This is a genomic window from Curtobacterium sp. MCBA15_001 (assembly GCF_001864835.1).
GTDB lineage: Bacteria > Actinomycetota > Actinomycetes > Actinomycetales > Microbacteriaceae > Curtobacterium.
Genome location: NZ_MJGI01000007.1, coordinates 15105 through 33737 on the forward strand (window position 1 = coordinate 15105; position 18633 = coordinate 33737).

Sequence of the window (18633 nt, forward strand, 5' to 3'; positions counted from 1 at the left end):
CCCGTTGCCCTCACGAGCAGCGGACGCGCGCGCTGCTAGAGTTCCGGATGGCCCGCGACCGGCGGGCGGTGGCGCAGGGGCGCCCGGGTGAGGAGACGCAGGACACCGATGACGGGAACGACGCTCGGAACGACCGGACAGACCGGAACGACCGGCGCACGACGCCCCGCCTGGCAGGTGTTCCTCATGGCGTTCCTCGTGATCGCAGCCATGGCAGGCAGCTGGGCGATGACCAGTCCGCTCGAGTCGGCGCCGGACGAACCCGCCCACACCATCCACGCAGCTGCCGTCGTCCGCGGTGAGTTCGTCGGCGCGAAGTCCACCGTGCAGCCGGGGGCGAGCGACGTCGAGGTGCCGGCATGGGCCGCGCAGACGTCGAAACTCGCGTGCTTCGCCTTCAACCCGGGCATCGCCGCCAACTGCCAGAAGCCGGTCACCCAGTCCGACGCCGAGCAGACCGCCACGACGAGCGCCGGGACCTACAACCCCGTCTACTACGCCGTCGTCGGTCTGCCGTCCCTCGTCCTCGACGGGAAGGCCGCGCTGTACGCCATGCGGGGCGTGAGCCTGCTCTGGTGCTCCGCACTCCTCGCCCTGGCGGTCGTGGCGCTGTCGAAGCTCCGCGCCCGCGGGTGGGCGTTGGGCGCCTTCGCGGTCGCCGTGACCCCGATGGTGCTGTTCATCGTGGGCTCCGTGAACCCGAGTGCGCTCGAGATCTCGGCGACCGTGATGCTCTTCAGCTGGCTGACGCTGATCGCCGAACGTCGCGCCGCCCGGGTCGCCCCGAGCCATGCGGCCGCCGTCGCGGTCTCCGGTGCGCTGCTCGCCAACACCCGGAGCATCGCCCTGCTCTGGTTGCTCCTCGTCGCGGTCGCCACGCTCCTCGACCTGCGTCTGCTCGGTCGCCTGGTGCGCATCCGCGCCGTCTGGATCGCCGCCGCCGTGCTCGCCGTCGCCGCGGTCGCCGGGCTCGCCTGGACCCTCGGGAGCAACAGCCTCGGCGAGGGGGTCCCGTACGTCGGTACCGGAACGAGTCACCTGCGCGGCTTCGTGCACATGTTCGCGCTGACCTTCCAGAACTCGGACGGCTACATCGGCCTCTTCGGCTGGATCGACACCCCGCTCCCGCCGTCGACGGTCTCGCTGTGGGGCGGCGTGATCCTCGCGCTGACGATCGGCGCGCTCGTCTTCGGCCACGGCCGTCGGCGGTTCGGCGTCATCGTCCTCGCCGCGGCGATGCTCCTCGTCCCGCCGGTCGTCCAGGGCATCGCCGTCACCGAGTACGGCTACATCTGGCAGGCCCGCTACGTCCTCGCGATCCTCGCCTGCATGGTGATCGCCGCCGGCGTCGCGCTCGACCACGCGTTCCCGCACGCGTTCGCGAACACGCGGGTGCGGTGGATGCTCGGGCTGATGCTCGTGACCCTCGCCGTGCTGCACGTGCACAGCTCGATCTGGGCCCTGAAGCGGTACGTCGTCGGCGTGCACGTCGGGTGGCGTGCCATGGTCACCGAGCCGCAGTGGCAGCCGCCGCTGGGCTGGCCCGTGTGGGTGGGCGTCCTCACCCTCGCGGTGATCGTCGGCGGGCTGCTCGTCATGCGCGTCGCCGTCGCCCCCGTCGGTCCGCTCCCCGTCGACGGGCCCCGCGACGCCACGCTCGACGACGACCGTCAGTCGCGGGAGTCGGCCAGCGCTGCTGTCCGCACGGAACGGCGCTCCGACGACGCGACCGCCGACACCGCGCCGACCCACACGGTCGCCGACACCGACCCGACTGCGTCCGACGCCCGCTGACGGCGCTGGTGCGGACGCGCTGACACGGTCACCCCGCTGACGGCGCCCGCGCGGACGCGCGGACGCGCTGACCGCAGGCGCACGTCGACGCGGCCGTCCCGGGCACCGACGCCCGTCGGCTGGTACCGGAGGTCCGTCCCGCCCTCCGCGGAACGCCCCCCGACCTGAGGAATGCGCCCGAGGCCCGCACCTGAGGAACGCGCCTGCCGCGCTGACCGGGCGCGGTCGTCTGCGCCAGGCCGTCACAGCGAGCGGTCCCCGATCCTCCTGCATCCGTCAGCGGGTCGGAACGCCGACCACACCCGGGACTGACCGCATGCCGAACCGCCGATCCGCCGAACCGCCGACGGCGTCCCAGGCCGCCGCCGACACCCGGGAACGCCGACGGCCCCGAACCACGAAGGGGTCGGGGCCGTCGGCGTCCAGCGCGGTCGATGCCGGTCAGGGCACCGTCACCGTGAAGCACCCGAGCGAGCTGTCCCCGCCCGTGCCGGTGTTCACCGCGGTGACGCAGAGCTGCTGTCGCCCGGACGGGGCCGGGACCGTCGTGTCGAAGCCGTGCGCCGGACCGAGGGCCGGGTACGCGGCGCCGACGTCACTGCGCGTGACGTTCGCCGTCAGCGGCGTGACGGTCGAGCCGACCTGGGCCTTGACGGTGATCGCGGTGCCCGGGGTGTCCTGGTCGAACGCCCATCCGCGGAGGGCGATGCCGCCCGCGACACCGGTCGCCGAGTCGACGGAGCCGCGGGGCGTCGTGCCCGGGTCACCGGCGACGGTCACCTGTCGGCAGCCGAGGTCGGTGTCCCCGCCCACGCCGTCGTTGACGGCCGTCAGGCAGACGGTCTGCTTCCCGGTGCCGGCGGGGATCGTCGTGTCGAACCCGGTCGTCCCGGTCGCCGCGGGGTAGGCCTTCGGCACGTCGGTGCGTGCGCCGGAGGCGGTGATCACGGTGGTGGTCCCTCCGACGGTGGCGCGGACCGTGATCGGCTTCGCCGTGTCGGGGTCGAACGCCCACCCGACGACGCGGACCCCGCCGGGGACCGCGGTCGCGTCGTCGTACCAGCCGATCGGCTTGCTGCCGGCGTCCGTGACGACGACCGTCCAGCAACCGAGCGACGTGTCCCCACCGGTGCCGGTGTTCACGGCGGACAGGCAGACCTGCGTCGGACCGGTGCGGGCCGGGATCGTCGCCGCGAAGCCGTGCGCTGCGCCGGCAGCCGGGTAGGCGGTCCCGACGTCGGTGCGGACGGCGTCCGCCGTCAGCTTCGTGACCGTCGACCCGACCGTCGCGGTGACGGTGAGCGGCGTCTTCGGGGTGTCGCTGTCGAACGCCCATCCGCGCACCGTGATGCCGCCCGGTGCCGCGGTGACCGCGTCGACGTTGCCGCGCGGGACGGCTCCGGTGTCCACGACCGGCTGCGGGACGGTGACCGTCTTGCAACCGAGGTCGGTGTCCTTGCCGCTGCCGACGTTCACGGCGGTGGCGCAGACCGTCTGCACGCCGGCGGGAGCCGCCACCGTGCCTGCGAACCCGCTCGTCGCGCCGGCCTTCGCGTAGACGCGCTGCACGTCGGGTCGGGCCTGGTTCGTCGTCATGGTCGACGCGGTCGACGCGACGCTGAGCTTGATCGTCAGCGGAGCGGTGCTGTCTGCGTCGAACGCCCAGCCCCGGACGGCGATCCCGCCAGCGGTCGGCGTCGCGGAGTCGAACACGCCGGTCGGCGAGTTGCCGCTCGGCGCCACGATCGTCACCGACTTGCAGCCGAGTCCGGTGTTCGCGGTGCCACCGCCCTGGTTGATGCCGAAGGCGCAGACGTTCCAGGTGCCGGGCGACAGGGTCATCGTCGTCAGGAAGCCGTGCGCCGCACCGTAGGCCGGGTAGACCGCTGCGACGTCCGGACGGGACTGGTCGGCCGTGGCGTGCTGGCCCTGGGCGTTCGCGTACACGTCGACCGGGATCGAGGCACTCGTGTCCGGGTCGATCGCCCATCCGCGCAGCGTCACCGTGTTGCCCGAGGTCGTCACGGAGTCCAGGGCGCCGATCGGGTTCCCGGTCGGGACCTGGACGCTCTGGCAGCCGGCGGGGGTGTTGGGGCCGCCCTGCGCGTCGATGAAGAACAGACACACCTGGTGCTGACCGCCAGCGATGCCGAACGTGCCGGCGAAGCCGTGGTCCGGGCCGTTGCTCGGGTAGGCGGAACCGATGTCCGCACGCCCCAGGTTCGCGGTGATCGCGCCCGCACCGACGCCGTCGATGTAGACGTGCACCTGGATCGGCGTCTTGGCGGCGTCCGGGTCGATCGCCCAGCCGGACACGCTGACCGTGCCGATGCCGGCCTTGACCGACTCGACGTTGCCGAACGGTTGCGACGCGCCGGTCGGGGACCCGAACCAGTTCGTGTAGTAGTTGAAGAAGTTCAGGTTGCCGTAGGCACCGCAGGAGTCACCGCGACCGGCGAGCACGCTGGCGTTCGGCTGGTACGGCGTGTAGTAGTACAGCGCCGCGGTCGCCTTGTTCTGCACGGTCACCTGGCTGGAGCCGCACGCCGCGTTCGGGTTGTACCGGACGGCCGAGGGGACACCGATCGGGTACCACGTGAAGTAGTTGCTGGTGCCGGCCGGGTTGCCGTAGCGCTTGAGCTGCCACGCGGCGAGGTAGATCTGGTTGTACAGGCCGGCGTAGGCGGGGTCGCACCAGCCGGGCTTCGCGGTGTTGTCGGGGCAGGCGTAGCCCATCGCCCGGTCCAGGCGCGCGTCGGACGGCGCGGACATCGTGACGAGCGACTGCTCCTTCTGCAGGATCACCAGCAGGGCCTTCGCGCTGATGCCGCAGGACCGCTGCACCTTGAAGATGATGGTGGACGTCAGCTCGCCGGACGCGCCCTGGTAGGCGGCACACATGGCGTCGCCGCCGCGCGAGGCGGTGTCCGTGCGCTTCAGGCGCAGGCAGTTCCCGTTGCCGCAGGACGGCTCGTTCGCGTTGAGGAACGCCTGGATCTCGGCCTCGGACATCGCGTTGGCGTTGTAGAAGTTCGCATCCGAGATGATGTTCCCGGCCTGGAACGTCGCCGCGCCGGCGGAGTTCGACTGGACGGCCACGAGTCCGCCGACCACGGTCGCGACGAGCGCGAGCGCGATGGCACCTCGGAACCAGATGGATCGCAGCATCGCTGCCATGGAGCTCCCCTTCGGGCGTCAGCCGCGTCCACACGGCGTCTGATCACCTGCTGTTCGGGAGTCAGCAGACATGGACATCAAGATGCTATGCGACAACAGGCGTTCACAGCAGCCCCATCTGTCACCCGAGAACGGGGGACGCGCGATCCGGACGCTGGCCGGGCACGACGCGACGAGCGGGCCGGACGGGAGGCACGCCTCCTGTCCGACCCGCTCGTCGCGTCCGGTGTCCGGTCCGGTCAGTCCGCCGCTTCGGCGGCCGCCAGCGTGCCGGCCGGCGCCTCCGCCGGCTGCTGGGCGGCGATCACGCCTTCGGGGTCGACCAGGAACGGGTAGATGTGCTCCAGCGCGTGGTCCCACGAGCTGTGGTGCTCGTCGATCGTCTGCAGGGCGCCCGCGGAGAGCCGGCGGCGCTGCTGGGCGTCGAGGATCAGCGCTTCGAGGTTGTCGACGATGTCGTCCAGCGAACGCATGGTGAGCCGCGAGTTCTCGCCGTCGCGGAACAGCCACGTGAACCACTCGCTGTCGGGCGCGACCATCGGGACGCCGCTGGCCATGAGCTCGAGCGGCAGGTACGACGGGTGCCGGGAGATCTGCATCGTGAGCCCGATGTCGGTCTCGCGGTACATCCGACCTGTCGCGCGGTAGTCGAGCAGCCCCATGTCGATGAAGTCGGCGCTCTGCGGCAGGTACCGGGCACCGGCGGCCAGGATCCGCACGCCGTCGCCGTGCCGCCGCTTGATCTCGGTGAGCGCCTGGAACACGAGCTCCCAGCAGTTCCGGAAGTGGTCGCGGGCGTAGGCGAAGATCGTGACCGGCTCGTCCTCGCCCTTCTGCCGACGTCCTTCGGGGTGGTAGATCGAGCGGTCGACCGCCGGCGTGAACGGGATCGACTTGCCGCCGTACTCCCCCGAGTAGATGCGGTGCATGCTCTCGGTGTTGCAGATGCCGTAGAGCCCGAGTCGGTAGCTCTCCTCGGCCATCGCGAACATGCTCGACGCCGGGTAGAACGCGGGCTCGTAGTCCTGCATCAGGTAGAACTTGCGCGGCGCGCTGTCGGACCGGGCGACGTGCATCGCGGTCAGCCAGAGCGTCGCCACGGCGGCGTCGGCCTTCGGGATCGCGGCGATCTGCTCGTCCGATCCGTCGTAGAACATCACCTCGGACTCGGCGAGCGAGGGGAAGGCGGCGGCGATCGCGGACTTGATGTAGGCCTCGTTCGGCTGCGCGTACGCGATGAAGCGGTGGTGCACACCGTGCTCGCGGGTCAGCTTGTCGGCCAGGCGGAACGCGGTGTTGAGCCCGCCGAAGAACGGCATGTCGACGTCGGGGATGAACCAGTTCACCGTGCGGACCTCGCGCGGACCGGTCGTCGCGGCGTGCAGGTCGTGCACGCGCGCGACGGTGTCACGGGTGACCGAGGCCACACCGAGGAGCGACTTCGCCTCGTCCGAGATCGAGGAGCTCTGCGCGACCTTCGTGTAGGCGCGCCCGATCACCGCGAAGGCGAGCTGGACCGGCTTCGGGTCGCGGGTGCTCGCGAAGCGCGGCACGGCCGACAGCCGCGAGACGTTCGGCGACGAGTACGGGTCGCCGTTCTGCAGCCAGGGGTGGTAGCGCCAGTAGCTGGCGAAGAAGTCCTCCATCGGGACGGTGGTCCCGCGGGTGATGGACTCGTAGTGGCGCACCATGTCGAACGGGATGACGACGTTGCGGCGACCGGCGATGACCTGGTCGAGGCCGAGCACGACGTCGCTGCCGGTCAGGATGAAGCGCTCGTCGAGGCCGTTGACCGCCTCGAAGTGCTCGCGGGTGATCGCCACGCAGGCGCCGGTGACGGCGAGCGAGTCGCGGTACCAGCGCGTCGAGCCGAGCAGGGTCTCCGAACCGGGCTGCATCCCGGTGAACAGGTTGTCCGCGAAGCCGTTCGGGCCGACCATGACGCCGCCGTGCTGGATGAGGCCGTCGCCCTGGCGGTGCTGCATGCCCACGGTGGCGACACCGTCGCGCTGGAGCATGCCGACCATGTCGCGCAGCCAGGTCGGGTCGACGATCTCGGTGTCGTCGTTGAGCATCACGACGACGTCGCCGTCGGTCGAGCGGACGCCGACGTTGTTGACCCGCGAGTAGTTGAAGGGCGTCTCGGTCCACCACATGACCTTCGGCACGATGCCGTGGACCCCGGAGGCGTACCAGGCGTCGCGCTCGTCGTCCTGGCCGCCGTTGTCCACGATCGTGACGTCGAACTCGGGGTAGTCGGTGCGGGCGAGGCTCGGCAGCAGGCGGTCGAGGTTCGGGCGGTTGTGCCGGGTCGGGATGACGATCGACACCTTCGGCCAGGCCTCGGGCTCGAACGAGACCCGCACGACGCCGTCCTGCGGCCGGGTGACGACCGTGTTGCCCTGCGCCTCGAGCACCTCGCGCACCATCGCGGCGTCCGCGGGGACCGCGCGCCACGCGGTCTCGTCGACGCGCTCGGAGAGCAGCACGCGCGAGACGTTGCCGACCGTGCGCTCGTGGAGGTCCGCGCTGAGCAGGAAGCGCCAGATCCCACGGTCGGACAGGTCCGCCTCGGGGACCTGCGCGACGGTGGCGCGGCTGGCGGCGAAGGCGCGGCCGATGTAGTTCGCGCCGAGCAGCATCTCCGGCGAGAACACCGGCCGGAACCGGGGCGAGCTCCGACGGCCACGACGGCCGATGTGGTCGGAGTCGAGCACGATGAGCGCCAGGGCCGGGTCGATGCGGTGCACGCGGGCGATGTCGGTGAACGCGTTGGAGCGCAGCACGCTGCCACCGCGCAGGAAGAGGTAGAAGTCGGCGTCGGTCCGCTCCGTGATGGCCGCGAACGTCGTGCCGCGCGGGACCACGACGGTCTCGACCGCACCGTCACCGCGCTGGGCCCGGACGCTCTCCCGCGTGACCTGGTCGGCCTGCGGGTCCGTCGACTCGATGACGACGGCGAAGCGCGTCTGCGCCAGGCGGTCGAGCGGGGCGTGCGGGATCCGACGCTGCTGGGCCAGGAAGTCGTGGTACGACTCGAACCCGGCGGCGCGCTGCGGGACCTTCGCGAAGAGCTGCTTGGTGTCGGCGATCCAGACCCGGGCGCCCTTGTAGGAGTGGAACCCGGCGATCGCGAGCCCCCGGCTCCGCGAGTTCATCGGGAGCGACTTCCGTGCGCTCGCGACTGCCCAGACCCTGAACTTGTGCAGCAAATTGCTCTCCCTTTGGGTGTCGATCGACTGGGGCAGTCTAGACGGTCGTTCAGGCCGCGCCCACGGAGGCGGCGGCGTCCAGGTAGGTCGCCCCCCAGCGCTCCGTCGGCTCGAGCACCGCCCCCTCGGCCCACTCGTTCCAGGCGTTGAGGTAGACCACCGGCGCGTCCGGCGTGACGCGTTCCGCCGAGCGGACGGCCTCGGCCAACCACCGTCGGAACGTGAAGGGGTTCGCGCCGTACCAGATGTCCGGCGTGAGCTGCCGACGCGCGGTGTTGTCGAAGCCGACCATCACGCCGGGAGCGACGCTGCCGAGTCCCTGCGGTGCGCGGAGGCGGTCGATGGTCTCGTCGGCCATCGCGCGGTACTCCAGGATCCGCCCGGCGAACGACGGTCGGACGTCGAGCGCGCCCTGCTCCTTCCACCGCCACGGGTGGTTGTGCGGCGGGAACCCGAGCAGGCCGTCGAGACCGGAGTCCTCGAGCCCAGCGGCTCCGAGCCCGTCGAACACCGCGCCGACGTCGACGCCCACCACGTGCAGCGGCCCGACCCCGGCCTCGGCTGCCCGACGCCGCCACGCCGCGATGGCCGCGCGGTGGTCGGGCAGGTGCGCCGGGCGGTAGACGGCGATGACCGCGGCGCCGCGGACGCGGTACCAGCGGGAGTCGGCGAGCATCGGCAGCAGGTGCTCGATGAAGTCCTCGGCTGGTGCCCGGTCGTAGTCCTGCGCGATGAGCACGCTGTCGCCGCGGCCGTCCCAGGTGCGGGTCCAGTCCTCGTTCGCCCACATCACGCAGAAGCGCTGGTCCAGGTCGCTCGCGACGAGGCGCTCGAGGGGCATGTCCATGAGCCGTTCGCCGGCGAACCAGTAGTGGTAGTACATGAAGGCGCCGATGCCGGCCTCGTTCGCCAACTGCGTCTGGGCGGCCCGGACCTCGTCACGGTGCAGGTCGTAGAACCCGAGCGCTCCGGGCAGCAGCGGCTGCTGGTGTCCGGCGTGGTCCGGCACCGCGCGCGTGACGTTGGTCCACTCGGTGAAGCCGGTCCCCCACCACGCGTCGTTCTCGGGGAAGGTGTGGAACTGCGGCAGGTAGAAGGCGACGAGCTCCGCCCGCGCCGGCGGTTCCGGTCGCCGCGCCGGCAGGTCGTCGACCGCCGAGACGGTCAGGCCGCTCTCGATGGTGAGGACGCCGAGCAGTCGCTCGACCGCGTGCGCGGTGGTGCCGTCGATCTCGCCGCGCTCGTCCGGGAAGTCGTCGCGGTCCATCCGGAGCGCCCGGAGCCCCCGGAGCACGAAGCCCTTCGCCCAGTACACCGACCCGGCCGGGAAGCGCAGGTCGACGGGCAGGTCCTCGAGCTCGAGCCGGTGGAGCAGCGAACGGACGCCCGGCTCGTCGGCCCCCCAGTGGTCGGCCCCGACGATCGACGCCGCCGAGGTCACCATGCCGGCGTCGGTGTGCCGGAGCGCGTCGACGATCGCGGCGGTCCGGTCGCGGTCGCCGAGCACGGCGTCGAGGAGCTCGTCGCGCCAGTCGGCTCCGCTCCCCTGCAGCGTGCCGTGGTCCTCGCGCCAGGCCGACCGCTTCGTGTGCACCTTGAGCACGGCGTCGTACCCGTCCAGGAGCCCGGCGTTGACGACCGACACGAGCGGCAGGACGTCGCGCCCGCGGTTCTCGATCGGCAGGACGACCACCCGGCGCACCAGGTCGAGGCCGGTCGTGTCGACGTCGGCGTCGATGCCGTCCGTCACGGTGACGACCAGGTCGAACGGCTCGGGGACGTTCCGCAGGCGGGACACCAGACCGGCCACCAGCTCGGGGTAGTGCACGTGCAGCACGACGGCGAGGCGGGGGCGTTCGACCCCGACACCGCGGTCCGCGGCGCCGATCAGCTCGCGCCACTGCTCCGGGAACCCGACGAACCGTCCACCCGAGCGACGCTCCACCCACGAGCCGAAGTCGTGGGGCGGTCGCGACGCGGTGTCGGCGGCCGCGGCCTGCCGGATGAGCGCGCGACCCAGGTGGATGCGGTACCGGCCGAGACGTCGCTTCGCCCCGGCCCACGTCGGGATCCTGATGATCTTGCCCCTTCCGAACGGACGGAGCGCAGGTCTCGACCACCGCTCCAGCCGGTCTATCGTAGTATCTCCGCGGCGATCACTCGGTCGCCGCCGGTCGCCGCACCCGCGCGACCGGACCCCCCGGCGAGGAGACCGCACCTGATGCCAGACGCGAGCACAGTGGCCACCCGACGCGCGGAACGACTCGCGACCGAGCCCTGGCAGCACGCCGGCGCACGCGGGACCGGCCTGGCCGGCTTCGCCAACACGGTCCGTGACATCTGGGCGCAGCGCGAGCTGCTCGGCATGCTCACGAAGCGCGAGCTGAAGGCCCGCTACAAGGACTCCTCGCTCGGCTTCCTGTGGAGTCTCGCACGTCCGCTGACGTCGCTGTTCATCTACTACGTGGTGCTCGGGACGTTCCTCGGCAACGCGAAGAACATCGACAACTTCGCGATCTACATCTTCTCCGGCCTGACGATCTTCACGGTCTTCCAGGAGATCGTCGGCTCGGGCACCGCGTCGATCGTGGTGAACTCTGGCCTGGTGAAGAAGGTCTACCTGCCGCGCGAGATCTTCACGCTGTCCTCCGTCGGGTCCGCGCTGTTCAACTTCCTCATCCAGTTCGCGATCCTGCTCGTCGCCGCCCTGGCCCTGCAGACGATCGCCTTCGGGTGGGACCTGCTGTACGGGGTCGGTGCGCTCGTCCTGACGATCGTCTACGCGGTCGCCCTCGCGCTGCTGCTCGGTGCGCTCAACGTGTACCTGCGTGACGTGCAGTACCTGGTCGAGGTCGTCCTCATGCTGGCCATGTGGGGCTCGCCGATCGTCTACTCGTGGACGCAGGTCGCCACCCGGGTGCCGGGCTGGATCACCGAGCTCTACCTCAACAACCCCGTCACCCTCGCCGTGATCGGCTTCCAGCAGGCGATGTGGGGTGCGACGAGCCACGGCACGACGCCGGACCACCTCGCCACGCGCATGATCGTCGCACTCGTCATCGGACTGGTGCTGCTGTTCGTCTCACAGCGGGTCTTCGCCCGCCTGCAGGGCAACTTCGCCCAGGAGCTCTGAATCGATGTCCACCGCCACCCCCATCGTCCGCGTCCAGGACGTCTCCAAGCGGTTCGTCCTCCACAAGGAGAAGAGCCTCAAGGAGCGCGTCCTCAGCGCCGGCCGCAACAGCGCCTTCCGTGAGGACTTCTGGGCGCTCCGCAACATCGACCTCGAGATCGACTCCGGCTCGACCGTCGGCCTGATCGGCCCGAACGGCTCCGGCAAGTCCACGCTGCTCAAGACCATCGGCGGCATCATCCAGCCGTCCAGCGGCTCCGTCGTGCGCCGTGGCCGGATGGCGGCCCTGCTCGAGCTCGGCGCCGGGTTCCACGCGGACCTCACCGGGCGGGAGAACGTCTACCTCAACGCCTCGATCCTCGGGCTCTCCCGCACGCAGACCGACCGGTACTTCGACGACATCGTCGAGTTCTCCGGGATCGCCGAGTTCATCGACACGCAGGTGAAGTTCTACTCGAGCGGCATGTACGTGCGGCTCGCCTTCGCGGTGGCCGTGCACGTCGACCCCGACCTGCTGCTGGTCGACGAGGTGCTCGCCGTGGGCGACGAGGCGTTCCAGAAGAAGTGCCTGGACAAGATCGCGTCCTTCCAGCAAGAGGGCCGCACGATCGTGCTCGTCACGCACACGCTGAACCAGATCACCGACCTCTGCTCGCGAGCCCTCGTGCTCGCCCGCGGCAGCGTCGTCTTCGACGGGGACCCGACCGACGCCGTCAGCGTGCTGCGCTCGGGGTTCCAGACCACCATCGCGGCGGACGAGGAGAGCGCCCGGCGCACCGAACCGGAACCCGAGCCCGCACCGACGTTCGACATCGCCCGCGTCGAGTCGATCGTCGTGGACGGCGACCGCGACGACAAGAGCGGCCAGGTCGTCGTCCGCCCGGACCGCCCCCTGACCATCGACGTGACGGTCGACGCCAAGACCCGGCTCGAGGAGTGGGGCATCGGCGTGCACGTCGACAACCCGTTCGGCCAGGTCGTCGTCGGCACGCACAGCGACCTCGTCCGGACGCCCCCGCCGTTCGAGGGCAAGAAGACCGTCCGGTTCACGTTCTCCGACGTGCGCCTGGGCGGCGGCGAGTACCGCGTGACGAGTGCCGTCTTCGGTCGGGGCAGCCAGGAACTGCACCGCATCACCGACGGTGCGACGTTCACCGTCCGCCCGACGCGCACGTCCTACGGCCCGATCGGCGCCGCCGCCGCCATCCAGTTCTGACCCCGATGCCCGGCCGGATCGAGGTCGTCGTCGTCAACTGGCGGCGAGCCGACCTGACGATCGCGTGCGTGCGGTCAGTCCAGGACCAGGCAGCGGCGCTGGACGCCGTCGTCACCGTCGTCGACAACGCCTCCGGTGACGGGTCGGCAGCGGTGCTGCGCGACGCCCTGCCCGGCGTCCGGATCGTCGAGAGCCCGGTGAACGGCGGGTTCGGCGCCGGCGTCGACCTGGCTGCCGCTGCCTCGACCGCGGACGTCCTCGTCCTGCTCAACAACGACGCCGTCGCCGAACCCGGCTTCCTGCGCGCGCTCACCGACCCGGTGCTCGACGGCACGGTGACCGGTGCCACGACGGCCCGCATCCTGCTGCACGCCGAACCCGGGGAGCCGGTGCTGACGAACTCGACCGGCAACGTGGTCGACGCGGCCGGCAACGGCGGCGACCGCGACTGGCTGGTCCCCCACCCCGCCCAGGCGACTGCTTCGGTCTTCGGCTTCTGCGGCGGCGCGTGCGCCATCGCGATGCCGGCCTTCCGCCAGGCGGGCGGCTTCGACGAGTCGCTCTTCATGTACTACGAGGACACCGACCTCAGCTGGCGCCTGCGCCGCCACGGCCACCAGGTGGCGTTCGTCGGCACGGCCGTCGCGGTGCACCGGCACGCGTCCTCGCTCGGCACCGAGTCCGAGGGGTTCGTCGTCGCCAACACCCGCAACCGCCTGGTGGTCGCGGTGAAGAACGCGCCGTGGCCGGTCGTCGTCCGTGCGGCGGTACGCGGCGTCGCCCGCGCCGGTCTGGACACGTTCTCGCGCGATCCCGGGGTCCGACGGCGCGCACGCTGGGAGCGGCGCGCGCTCGCCCAGGCCGTGACGCGCCTCCCGTCCGCTCTGCGCGCCCGTCGGGCGCTCGACCGGAGCGCCACCGCACCGCGGCCCCAGATCACCGGCTGACACAGACCACCAACTGACACCGACCGTCTGGAGGCGCGGATCGCCCCCGGCGGCCAGCGTCGGCCGGTCCGTGGGTGGCGACCGGCGGTCAGCGTCGGCCGGTCAACCGGAGCGCGTCGCGGCGGACACGGTCGCGGACCCGCTCCGCGACCAGGCGCGGACCGCCGTCGCGCAGCAGCCGGGCGAACGTCACGAGGTCGTCCTTCCGGGTCCGGGCGGGCAGCGGCGGCGGGTCCTCGACCATGTTCCAGATCGGGACCGTGCTGCGCGCCGGCGCCTCGAGGAAGTCGAGGAACGGGCCGAGCACGCGTTCCCAGGTCATCGCCTCGGCGAGCTCCCGCGACGCTGCCGCCCACGCCTCGCGCGCCGACGTGTCGCGCGCGGCACGCACGATCGCGGCCGCGAGCGCGTCGACGTCCCCGACCGGGACCGTCAGCCCGTTGCCGTGGCGCTCGACGAGGTCCGCGAACACGTCGCCCTCGGTCGTGATGATCGGCAGCCCCGCCCACAGGTAGTCCAGGTTGCGGGTGCGGAAGCTGAAGCGGGTCTCGAGCCCCGCGGGGTGCGTCGTCACCCCGATGTCCGCCTCGGCGAGGTACCCGGCGCGCTCGTCGTAGGGCACCCACTCCTCGTTGAAGACGACGTGGGTGCCGAGGATCCCGAGCTCGCGGGCGAGGGCGACCGCCTGGTCGGGGACCGCGTGTCCGTCCAGCATGGCGTTCGGGTGCACCTTCGCCATGAAGAACAGGCGCAGCTCCGGGACCTCGTGCCGGGCGACGTCGACCGCCCGGATCAGGGTCATCGGGTCGAACCAGTCGTAGATGCCGCCGCCCCAGACGAGGACGAAGTCGTCCGCGCCGATGCCCTCGACCGCACCGCGGAGTGCCCCAGGCGTCGGCTCGAAGGCCTGGCCGGTGACCCCGAACGGGGCGATGCGGACCAGGTCGTCGATGACACCCGCTGCAGCGCCGTCGGCGCCCGCTGCGGCGCCGTTGACCGGGCGGACCCGGCCGAGCGCGGCGAGCTGACCGATCCACAGGTCGCGCTGCCGGTCGTTGGCGCAGAGCACCAGGTCCGCGCGGGAGAGCTGGGCGTTGAGCTCCTTGGTGAGCTCGCTGACCACGCGGGTCTCCTGGTCGCGGTCGAAGCCGTGCTGGCGCCCGAGGAACTCGAGGTGGAACGGGTCGTAGAGGTCCATCACCTGGATCTGCGGGCGGACGGCGAGCCAGGGCATCGTGGCGTAGAAGCCCCCCTGGAACACGACGACGTCCGACTCGTCGACCAGGGCCTCGGCGTTGTCGCCGCGGAACTCGACCACCCGGAAGCCCTCGCCCTCCCGCGAGACGGACCGGGACGACGCGATCGTCACGTGGTGGTTGCGCGCGGTCAGGGCACGGGCGATCTCCCAGGCGCGGATCGCCGGACCGGCGAGCCGTTCGGAGATCGGCTCGCCCACGATCAGGAGCACGCGCGCGCGGGCGGGGACACGGGTTGCAGTCACCTCAGCGAGCGTAGTGGCATCGACGTACCGTTATGCTTGACGCTGCCCTGCCAGCCGAGAGGAACCGCACAGCTCCATGACCGTTCCAGTGCTCATCGACGGGACCGCGATCCCGGAACGGCTGGGCGGAGTGGGTCGGTACCTCGAGGGGCTGGTCGCCGGACTGCACGAGCTGGGGACCCCGTTCGCGCTCGTCGTCCGCCGCGAGCACGTCGCGCACTTCCGCGCTCTCGCCCCGTCGGCCCGGATCGCCGTCGCCCCGGACTGGATCCGGTCGCGACCGCTGCGGTTCGTCTGGGAACAGCTGGGGCTGCCGCTGCTGCGACTCCGCGCCGGCGCGCGGGTGCTGCACTCGCCGCACTACACGTTCCCACTGCTGGCCCACCGCAGCGTCGTCACCCTGCACGACGCCACCTTCTTCAGCGACCCGGCTGCACACGGCACCCTCAAGCGGCGGTTCTTCCGTGCGTGGACCCGGGCGGCCCTGGCAACCCGTCGCGTGTGCCTGGTCCCGAGTGCCGCGACCGCCGATGCCCTGCGCGAGCACGTGCACGGCGTGCGCTCCGGACTCGTGGTCGCCCACCACGGCGTCGACCGGTCGGTGTTCCGCGTCCCGGACGACGCCGAGGTGGACCAGGCGGCAGCGCGGCTCGGCATCGACCGCTCCCGCGGGTGGATCGCCTTCCTCGGCACGATCGAGCCGCGCAAGAACGTCGGCCCGCTCGTCGAGGCCTTCCGGCGCCTGCGCCGCGACCGTCCCGACGCCCCGGACCTGGTGGTCGCCGGGCAGCGCGGCTGGGACCCCGTCGCCGCTGCCGCGCTCGACGCGGTCCGGCCCGGCGACGGCGTGCACGAGGTCGGCTACCTCCCCCTCGAGACCCTGCCCGGCCTGCTCGGTGGCGCGACCGTGGTCGCCTACCCCAGCTCCGCCGAGGGCTTCGGGCTGCCGGTGCTCGAAGCGATGGCGACCGGCGCGTGCGTCCTGACCACGGACCGGACGGCCCTGCCCGAGGTGGGCGGCGACGCGGTCGCGTACACCGAGCCCGAGGCCGACGCCATCGCCGCGGCCCTCCGCGACCTCGTCGACGACGCGGACCGGCGGGCGGGCCTGCGTCGCGCGGCGGTCGACCGTGCGGCGACGTTCACCTGGGCCGCCACCGCACGCCGGCATCTCGACGCCTTCCGGGGCGTCGCGTGAGCCGGGTCGCGGTCGTCACCGTCGCGTACGACTCGGCCGATGCGCTCGACGGGTTCCTGGCCAGCATCCGCGCGTCCGACGGCTTCGGGGACGCCGAGGTGGTCGTCGTCGACAACGCCTCGTCGGAGCAGGCCGCTGCGCGCGCCGTCGCCGAGCGCCACGGTGCCGGGTTCGTCGCGTTGACCGAGAACCGCGGGTACGGCGGTGGGATCGCAGCCGGACTCGACCGCGTGTCGAGCGCGCCCGAGTACGTGCTCGTGTCGAACCCCGACGTCGCGGTCGGTGCGGGAGCGATCCGCGCACTCGTCGAAGCCGCCGACAGGACGCCGGTCGGGGCCGTCTTCGGTCCGCGCATCCTCGACGCCGACGGCCAGGTGTACCCGTCGGCGCGGAACGTCCCGTCGCTCCGGACCGGCATCGGGCACGCCGCGTTCGGCCGGATGTGGCCGAGCAACCCGTGGTCGCTGCGGTACAAGGCCGAGCGGGACACCGACCGGGAACGCGACGCCGGGTGGTTGTCGGGCGCGTGCCTGCTCGTCCGCCGTGACCGCTTCGTCGCCCTGGGCGGGTTCGACGAGGACTACTTCATGTACTTCGAGGACGTCGACCTCGGCGCCCGGGTGACCGCCGCCGGCTGGGCGAACCGCTACGTCCCGAGCGCCGTCGTCACCCACACCGGCGCACACTCGACCGCACGGAACGTGAAACGCATGGAGCGGGAGCACCACCGCAGCGCGTACCGGTTCCTGTCCCGCCGGTACCGCGCGTGGTGGCTCGCACCGCTCCGGCTGGTGCTCCGGGTGGGACTCGCCGCACGCGCGCGCTGGGTCACCCGCTCGCAGCGCTGACGCCGGTCACGACGCAGGACGCGACGACGCCCCGGTCTCGTGGAGGCCGGGGCGTCGTCGTGCTTGCTGGTCGTCGTCCTGCGTGCTGCTTACTTGCCGAGCAGGCGCTGCAGGTAGACGCCGTAGCCGCTCTTGACCAGCGGTGCGGCGAGCGCAGCCAGAGCCGTGTCGTCGATCCAGCCGTTGCGCCAGGCGATCTCCTCGATGCAGCCGATCTTGCTGCCCTGACGGTCCTCGATGACCTTGACGTACTCGGACGCCTGCATCATCGACTCGAACGTGCCGGTGTCGAGCCACGCGGTGCCGCGGTCGAGGACCTGCACGCTCAGCGCGCCGTCGTCCAGGTACCGCTCGTTCACCGTGGAGATCTCGAGCTCACCGCGCGCGCTCGGTTGGATCGTCTTGGCGATCTCGACGACGCGGTTGTCGTAGAAGTACAGCCCGGGGACCGCGTAGTCCGACTTCGGCTGCTGCGGCTTCTCCTCGATGGACAGCGCGCGGAACTCGTCGTCGAACTCCACCACGCCGTACGCCTTCGGGTCGGCGACCTGGTACGCGAAGATCGTCGCGCCGACGACGTCGGTGTTGTTCTTCAGGCTCGAGCCGAGGCCGGTGCCGTGGAAGATGTTGTCCCCGAGGACCAGGGCGACGCTGTCGTCGCCGATGAAGTCCTCGCCGATGACGAACGCCTGGGCCAGGCCGTCCGGGCTCGGCTGCACGGCGTACTGGATGTCCATGCCGAGGCTGGACCCGTCGCCGAGGAGCGCCTTGAACTGCTCGTTGTACTCCGGCGTCGTGATCACGAGGACCTCGCGGATGCCGGCCATCATGAGGGTCGACAGCGGGTAGTAGACCATCGGCTTGTCGTAGATCGGCATGAGCTGCTTGCTGATGCCCTTGGTGATCGGCCAGAGCCGGCTGCCGGACCCCCCGGCGAGGATGATGCCCTTCACTTGATGCTCCTCAGCGACTCCGTGTACGCGATGCACTCCTCGTACGTCGGCAGCAGACCGAGCTCCGCGGCCTGCTCGAGCGTCGGTGCGCTGGTGTCCTTGTCGGACAGCACCGGCTCGCCGAGGTCGCTCGGCAGTTCGAGCCCGACCGTCGGGTCGAGGATGCTGATCCCCTTCTCGCGCTCGGGGTCGTAGTGGGCGCTGACGAGGTAGTTCACGGTCGACTGGTCCTCGAGCGCGACGATCGCGTGCCCGAGCCCCTCGGACAGGTAGACGGCCTTGCGGTCGACGTCGTCGATGCGCACCGAGTCCCACTGCCCGAACGTCGGCGACCCGACGCGGATGTCGACGATGTAGTCGATGAACGCGCCCCGGACGGCGGTGACGTACTTCGCCTGGCTCGGCGCGACGAGCGCGTAGTGGATCCCACGCGCGACGCCGCGCGACGAGATCGACATGTTGACCTGGCGGAGGTCGAGCGGGTGTCCGACCGTCGCTTCGAGCACGTCGGCGCGGTAGGCCTCGAGGAAGGCTCCTCGTGCGTCGCCGTGCTGGACGGGGGTGAACTCCCACGCGCCTTGGATCTTCAGTTCGCGGATCTGCACCGTGGAAGCCTAGCAAAGCGCACCAGACGCGTCCCCGTTTAGGCTGGAC

General features: G+C 71.5%; 12 protein-coding genes. 6 read left to right on the top strand and 6 right to left on the bottom strand.

Features of this window, described 5'->3' with window-relative positions; all coding sequences use genetic code 11:
• Positions 1 to 108: 108 nt before the first annotated feature.
• Positions 109 to 1794 (top strand): DUF2142 domain-containing protein, encoded by a 1686-nt coding sequence (locus tag BIU90_RS03865; RefSeq protein ID WP_071298930.1) that lies wholly within the window; start codon positions 109 to 111, stop codon positions 1792 to 1794.
• Between the two features lie 441 nt (positions 1795 to 2235).
• On the opposite strand, the gene BIU90_RS18175 is transcribed toward BIU90_RS03865, so the two are convergent.
• The 3 genes from BIU90_RS18175 to BIU90_RS03880 form a co-directional block, all read right to left on the bottom strand.
• The gene (locus BIU90_RS18175) at positions 2236 to 4971 is read right to left on the bottom strand and encodes a hypothetical protein (protein WP_139195095.1); all 2736 of its coding nucleotides are present in this window, start codon (positions 4969 to 4971) and stop codon (positions 2236 to 2238) included.
• A 239-nt stretch (positions 4972 to 5210) separates the two neighbouring features.
• Entirely contained in the window at positions 5211 to 8129 is a 2919-nt protein-coding gene (locus tag BIU90_RS03875; RefSeq protein ID WP_139195096.1) for a glycosyltransferase, read from the bottom strand.
• Positions 8130 to 8232: 103 nt separating this feature from the next.
• The gene (locus BIU90_RS03880) at positions 8233 to 10128 is read right to left on the bottom strand and encodes a glycoside hydrolase family 99-like domain-containing protein (protein ID WP_254786942.1); all 1896 of its coding nucleotides are present in this window, start codon (positions 10126 to 10128) and stop codon (positions 8233 to 8235) included.
• A gap of 276 nt (positions 10129 to 10404) precedes the next feature.
• Here BIU90_RS03880 and BIU90_RS03885 point away from each other — a divergent pair, with 276 nt between their 5' ends.
• The 3 genes from BIU90_RS03885 to BIU90_RS03895 are packed head-to-tail and all read left to right on the top strand — an operon-like array spanning position 10405 to position 13479.
• Positions 10405 to 11316 carry an ABC transporter permease gene (locus tag BIU90_RS03885; protein ID WP_071298932.1) on the top strand — a complete coding sequence of 304 codons (912 nt, stop codon included), beginning with the start codon at positions 10405 to 10407 and terminating at the stop codon, positions 11314 to 11316.
• 4 nt (positions 11317 to 11320) lie between these two features.
• Positions 11321 to 12532 carry an ABC transporter ATP-binding protein gene (locus BIU90_RS03890; protein WP_071298933.1) on the top strand — a complete coding sequence of 404 codons (1212 nt, stop codon included), beginning with the start codon at positions 11321 to 11323 and terminating at the stop codon, positions 12530 to 12532.
• Between the two features lie 5 nt (positions 12533 to 12537).
• Positions 12538 to 13479, top strand: a complete 942-nt coding sequence (locus tag BIU90_RS03895; protein ID WP_071298934.1) for a glycosyltransferase family 2 protein — start codon at positions 12538 to 12540, stop codon at positions 13477 to 13479.
• Positions 13480 to 13567: 88 nt separating this feature from the next.
• Here BIU90_RS03895 and BIU90_RS03900 read toward each other — a convergent pair whose 3' ends face one another.
• Entirely contained in the window at positions 13568 to 14980 is a 1413-nt protein-coding gene (locus tag BIU90_RS03900) for a glycosyltransferase family 4 protein (RefSeq protein ID WP_139195097.1), read from the bottom strand.
• 76 nt (positions 14981 to 15056) lie between these two features.
• Here BIU90_RS03900 and BIU90_RS03905 point away from each other — a divergent pair, with 76 nt between their 5' ends.
• Positions 15057 to 16178, top strand: coding sequence for a glycosyltransferase family 1 protein (locus BIU90_RS03905; protein ID WP_139195098.1), 1122 nt, complete (start codon positions 15057 to 15059; stop codon positions 16176 to 16178).
• Positions 16175 to 17026, top strand: a complete 852-nt coding sequence (locus BIU90_RS03910; protein WP_071298937.1) for a glycosyltransferase family 2 protein — start codon at positions 16175 to 16177, stop codon at positions 17024 to 17026. The genes BIU90_RS03905 and BIU90_RS03910 overlap by 4 nt, the downstream gene beginning before the upstream one ends.
• 89 nt (positions 17027 to 17115) lie before the next feature.
• Here the strand turns inward: BIU90_RS03910 and rfbA are convergent, their stop codons facing one another.
• Complete coding sequence (gene rfbA, locus BIU90_RS03915; protein WP_071298938.1) at positions 17116 to 17979, bottom strand: glucose-1-phosphate thymidylyltransferase RfbA; 864 nt, start codon at positions 17977 to 17979, stop codon at positions 17116 to 17118.
• Positions 17976 to 18584, bottom strand: a complete 609-nt coding sequence (locus BIU90_RS03920; protein ID WP_071298939.1) for a dTDP-4-dehydrorhamnose 3,5-epimerase family protein — start codon at positions 18582 to 18584, stop codon at positions 17976 to 17978. Before BIU90_RS03920 ends, rfbA begins: the two co-directional genes overlap by 4 nt.
• Positions 18585 to 18633: the final 49 nt, after the last annotated feature.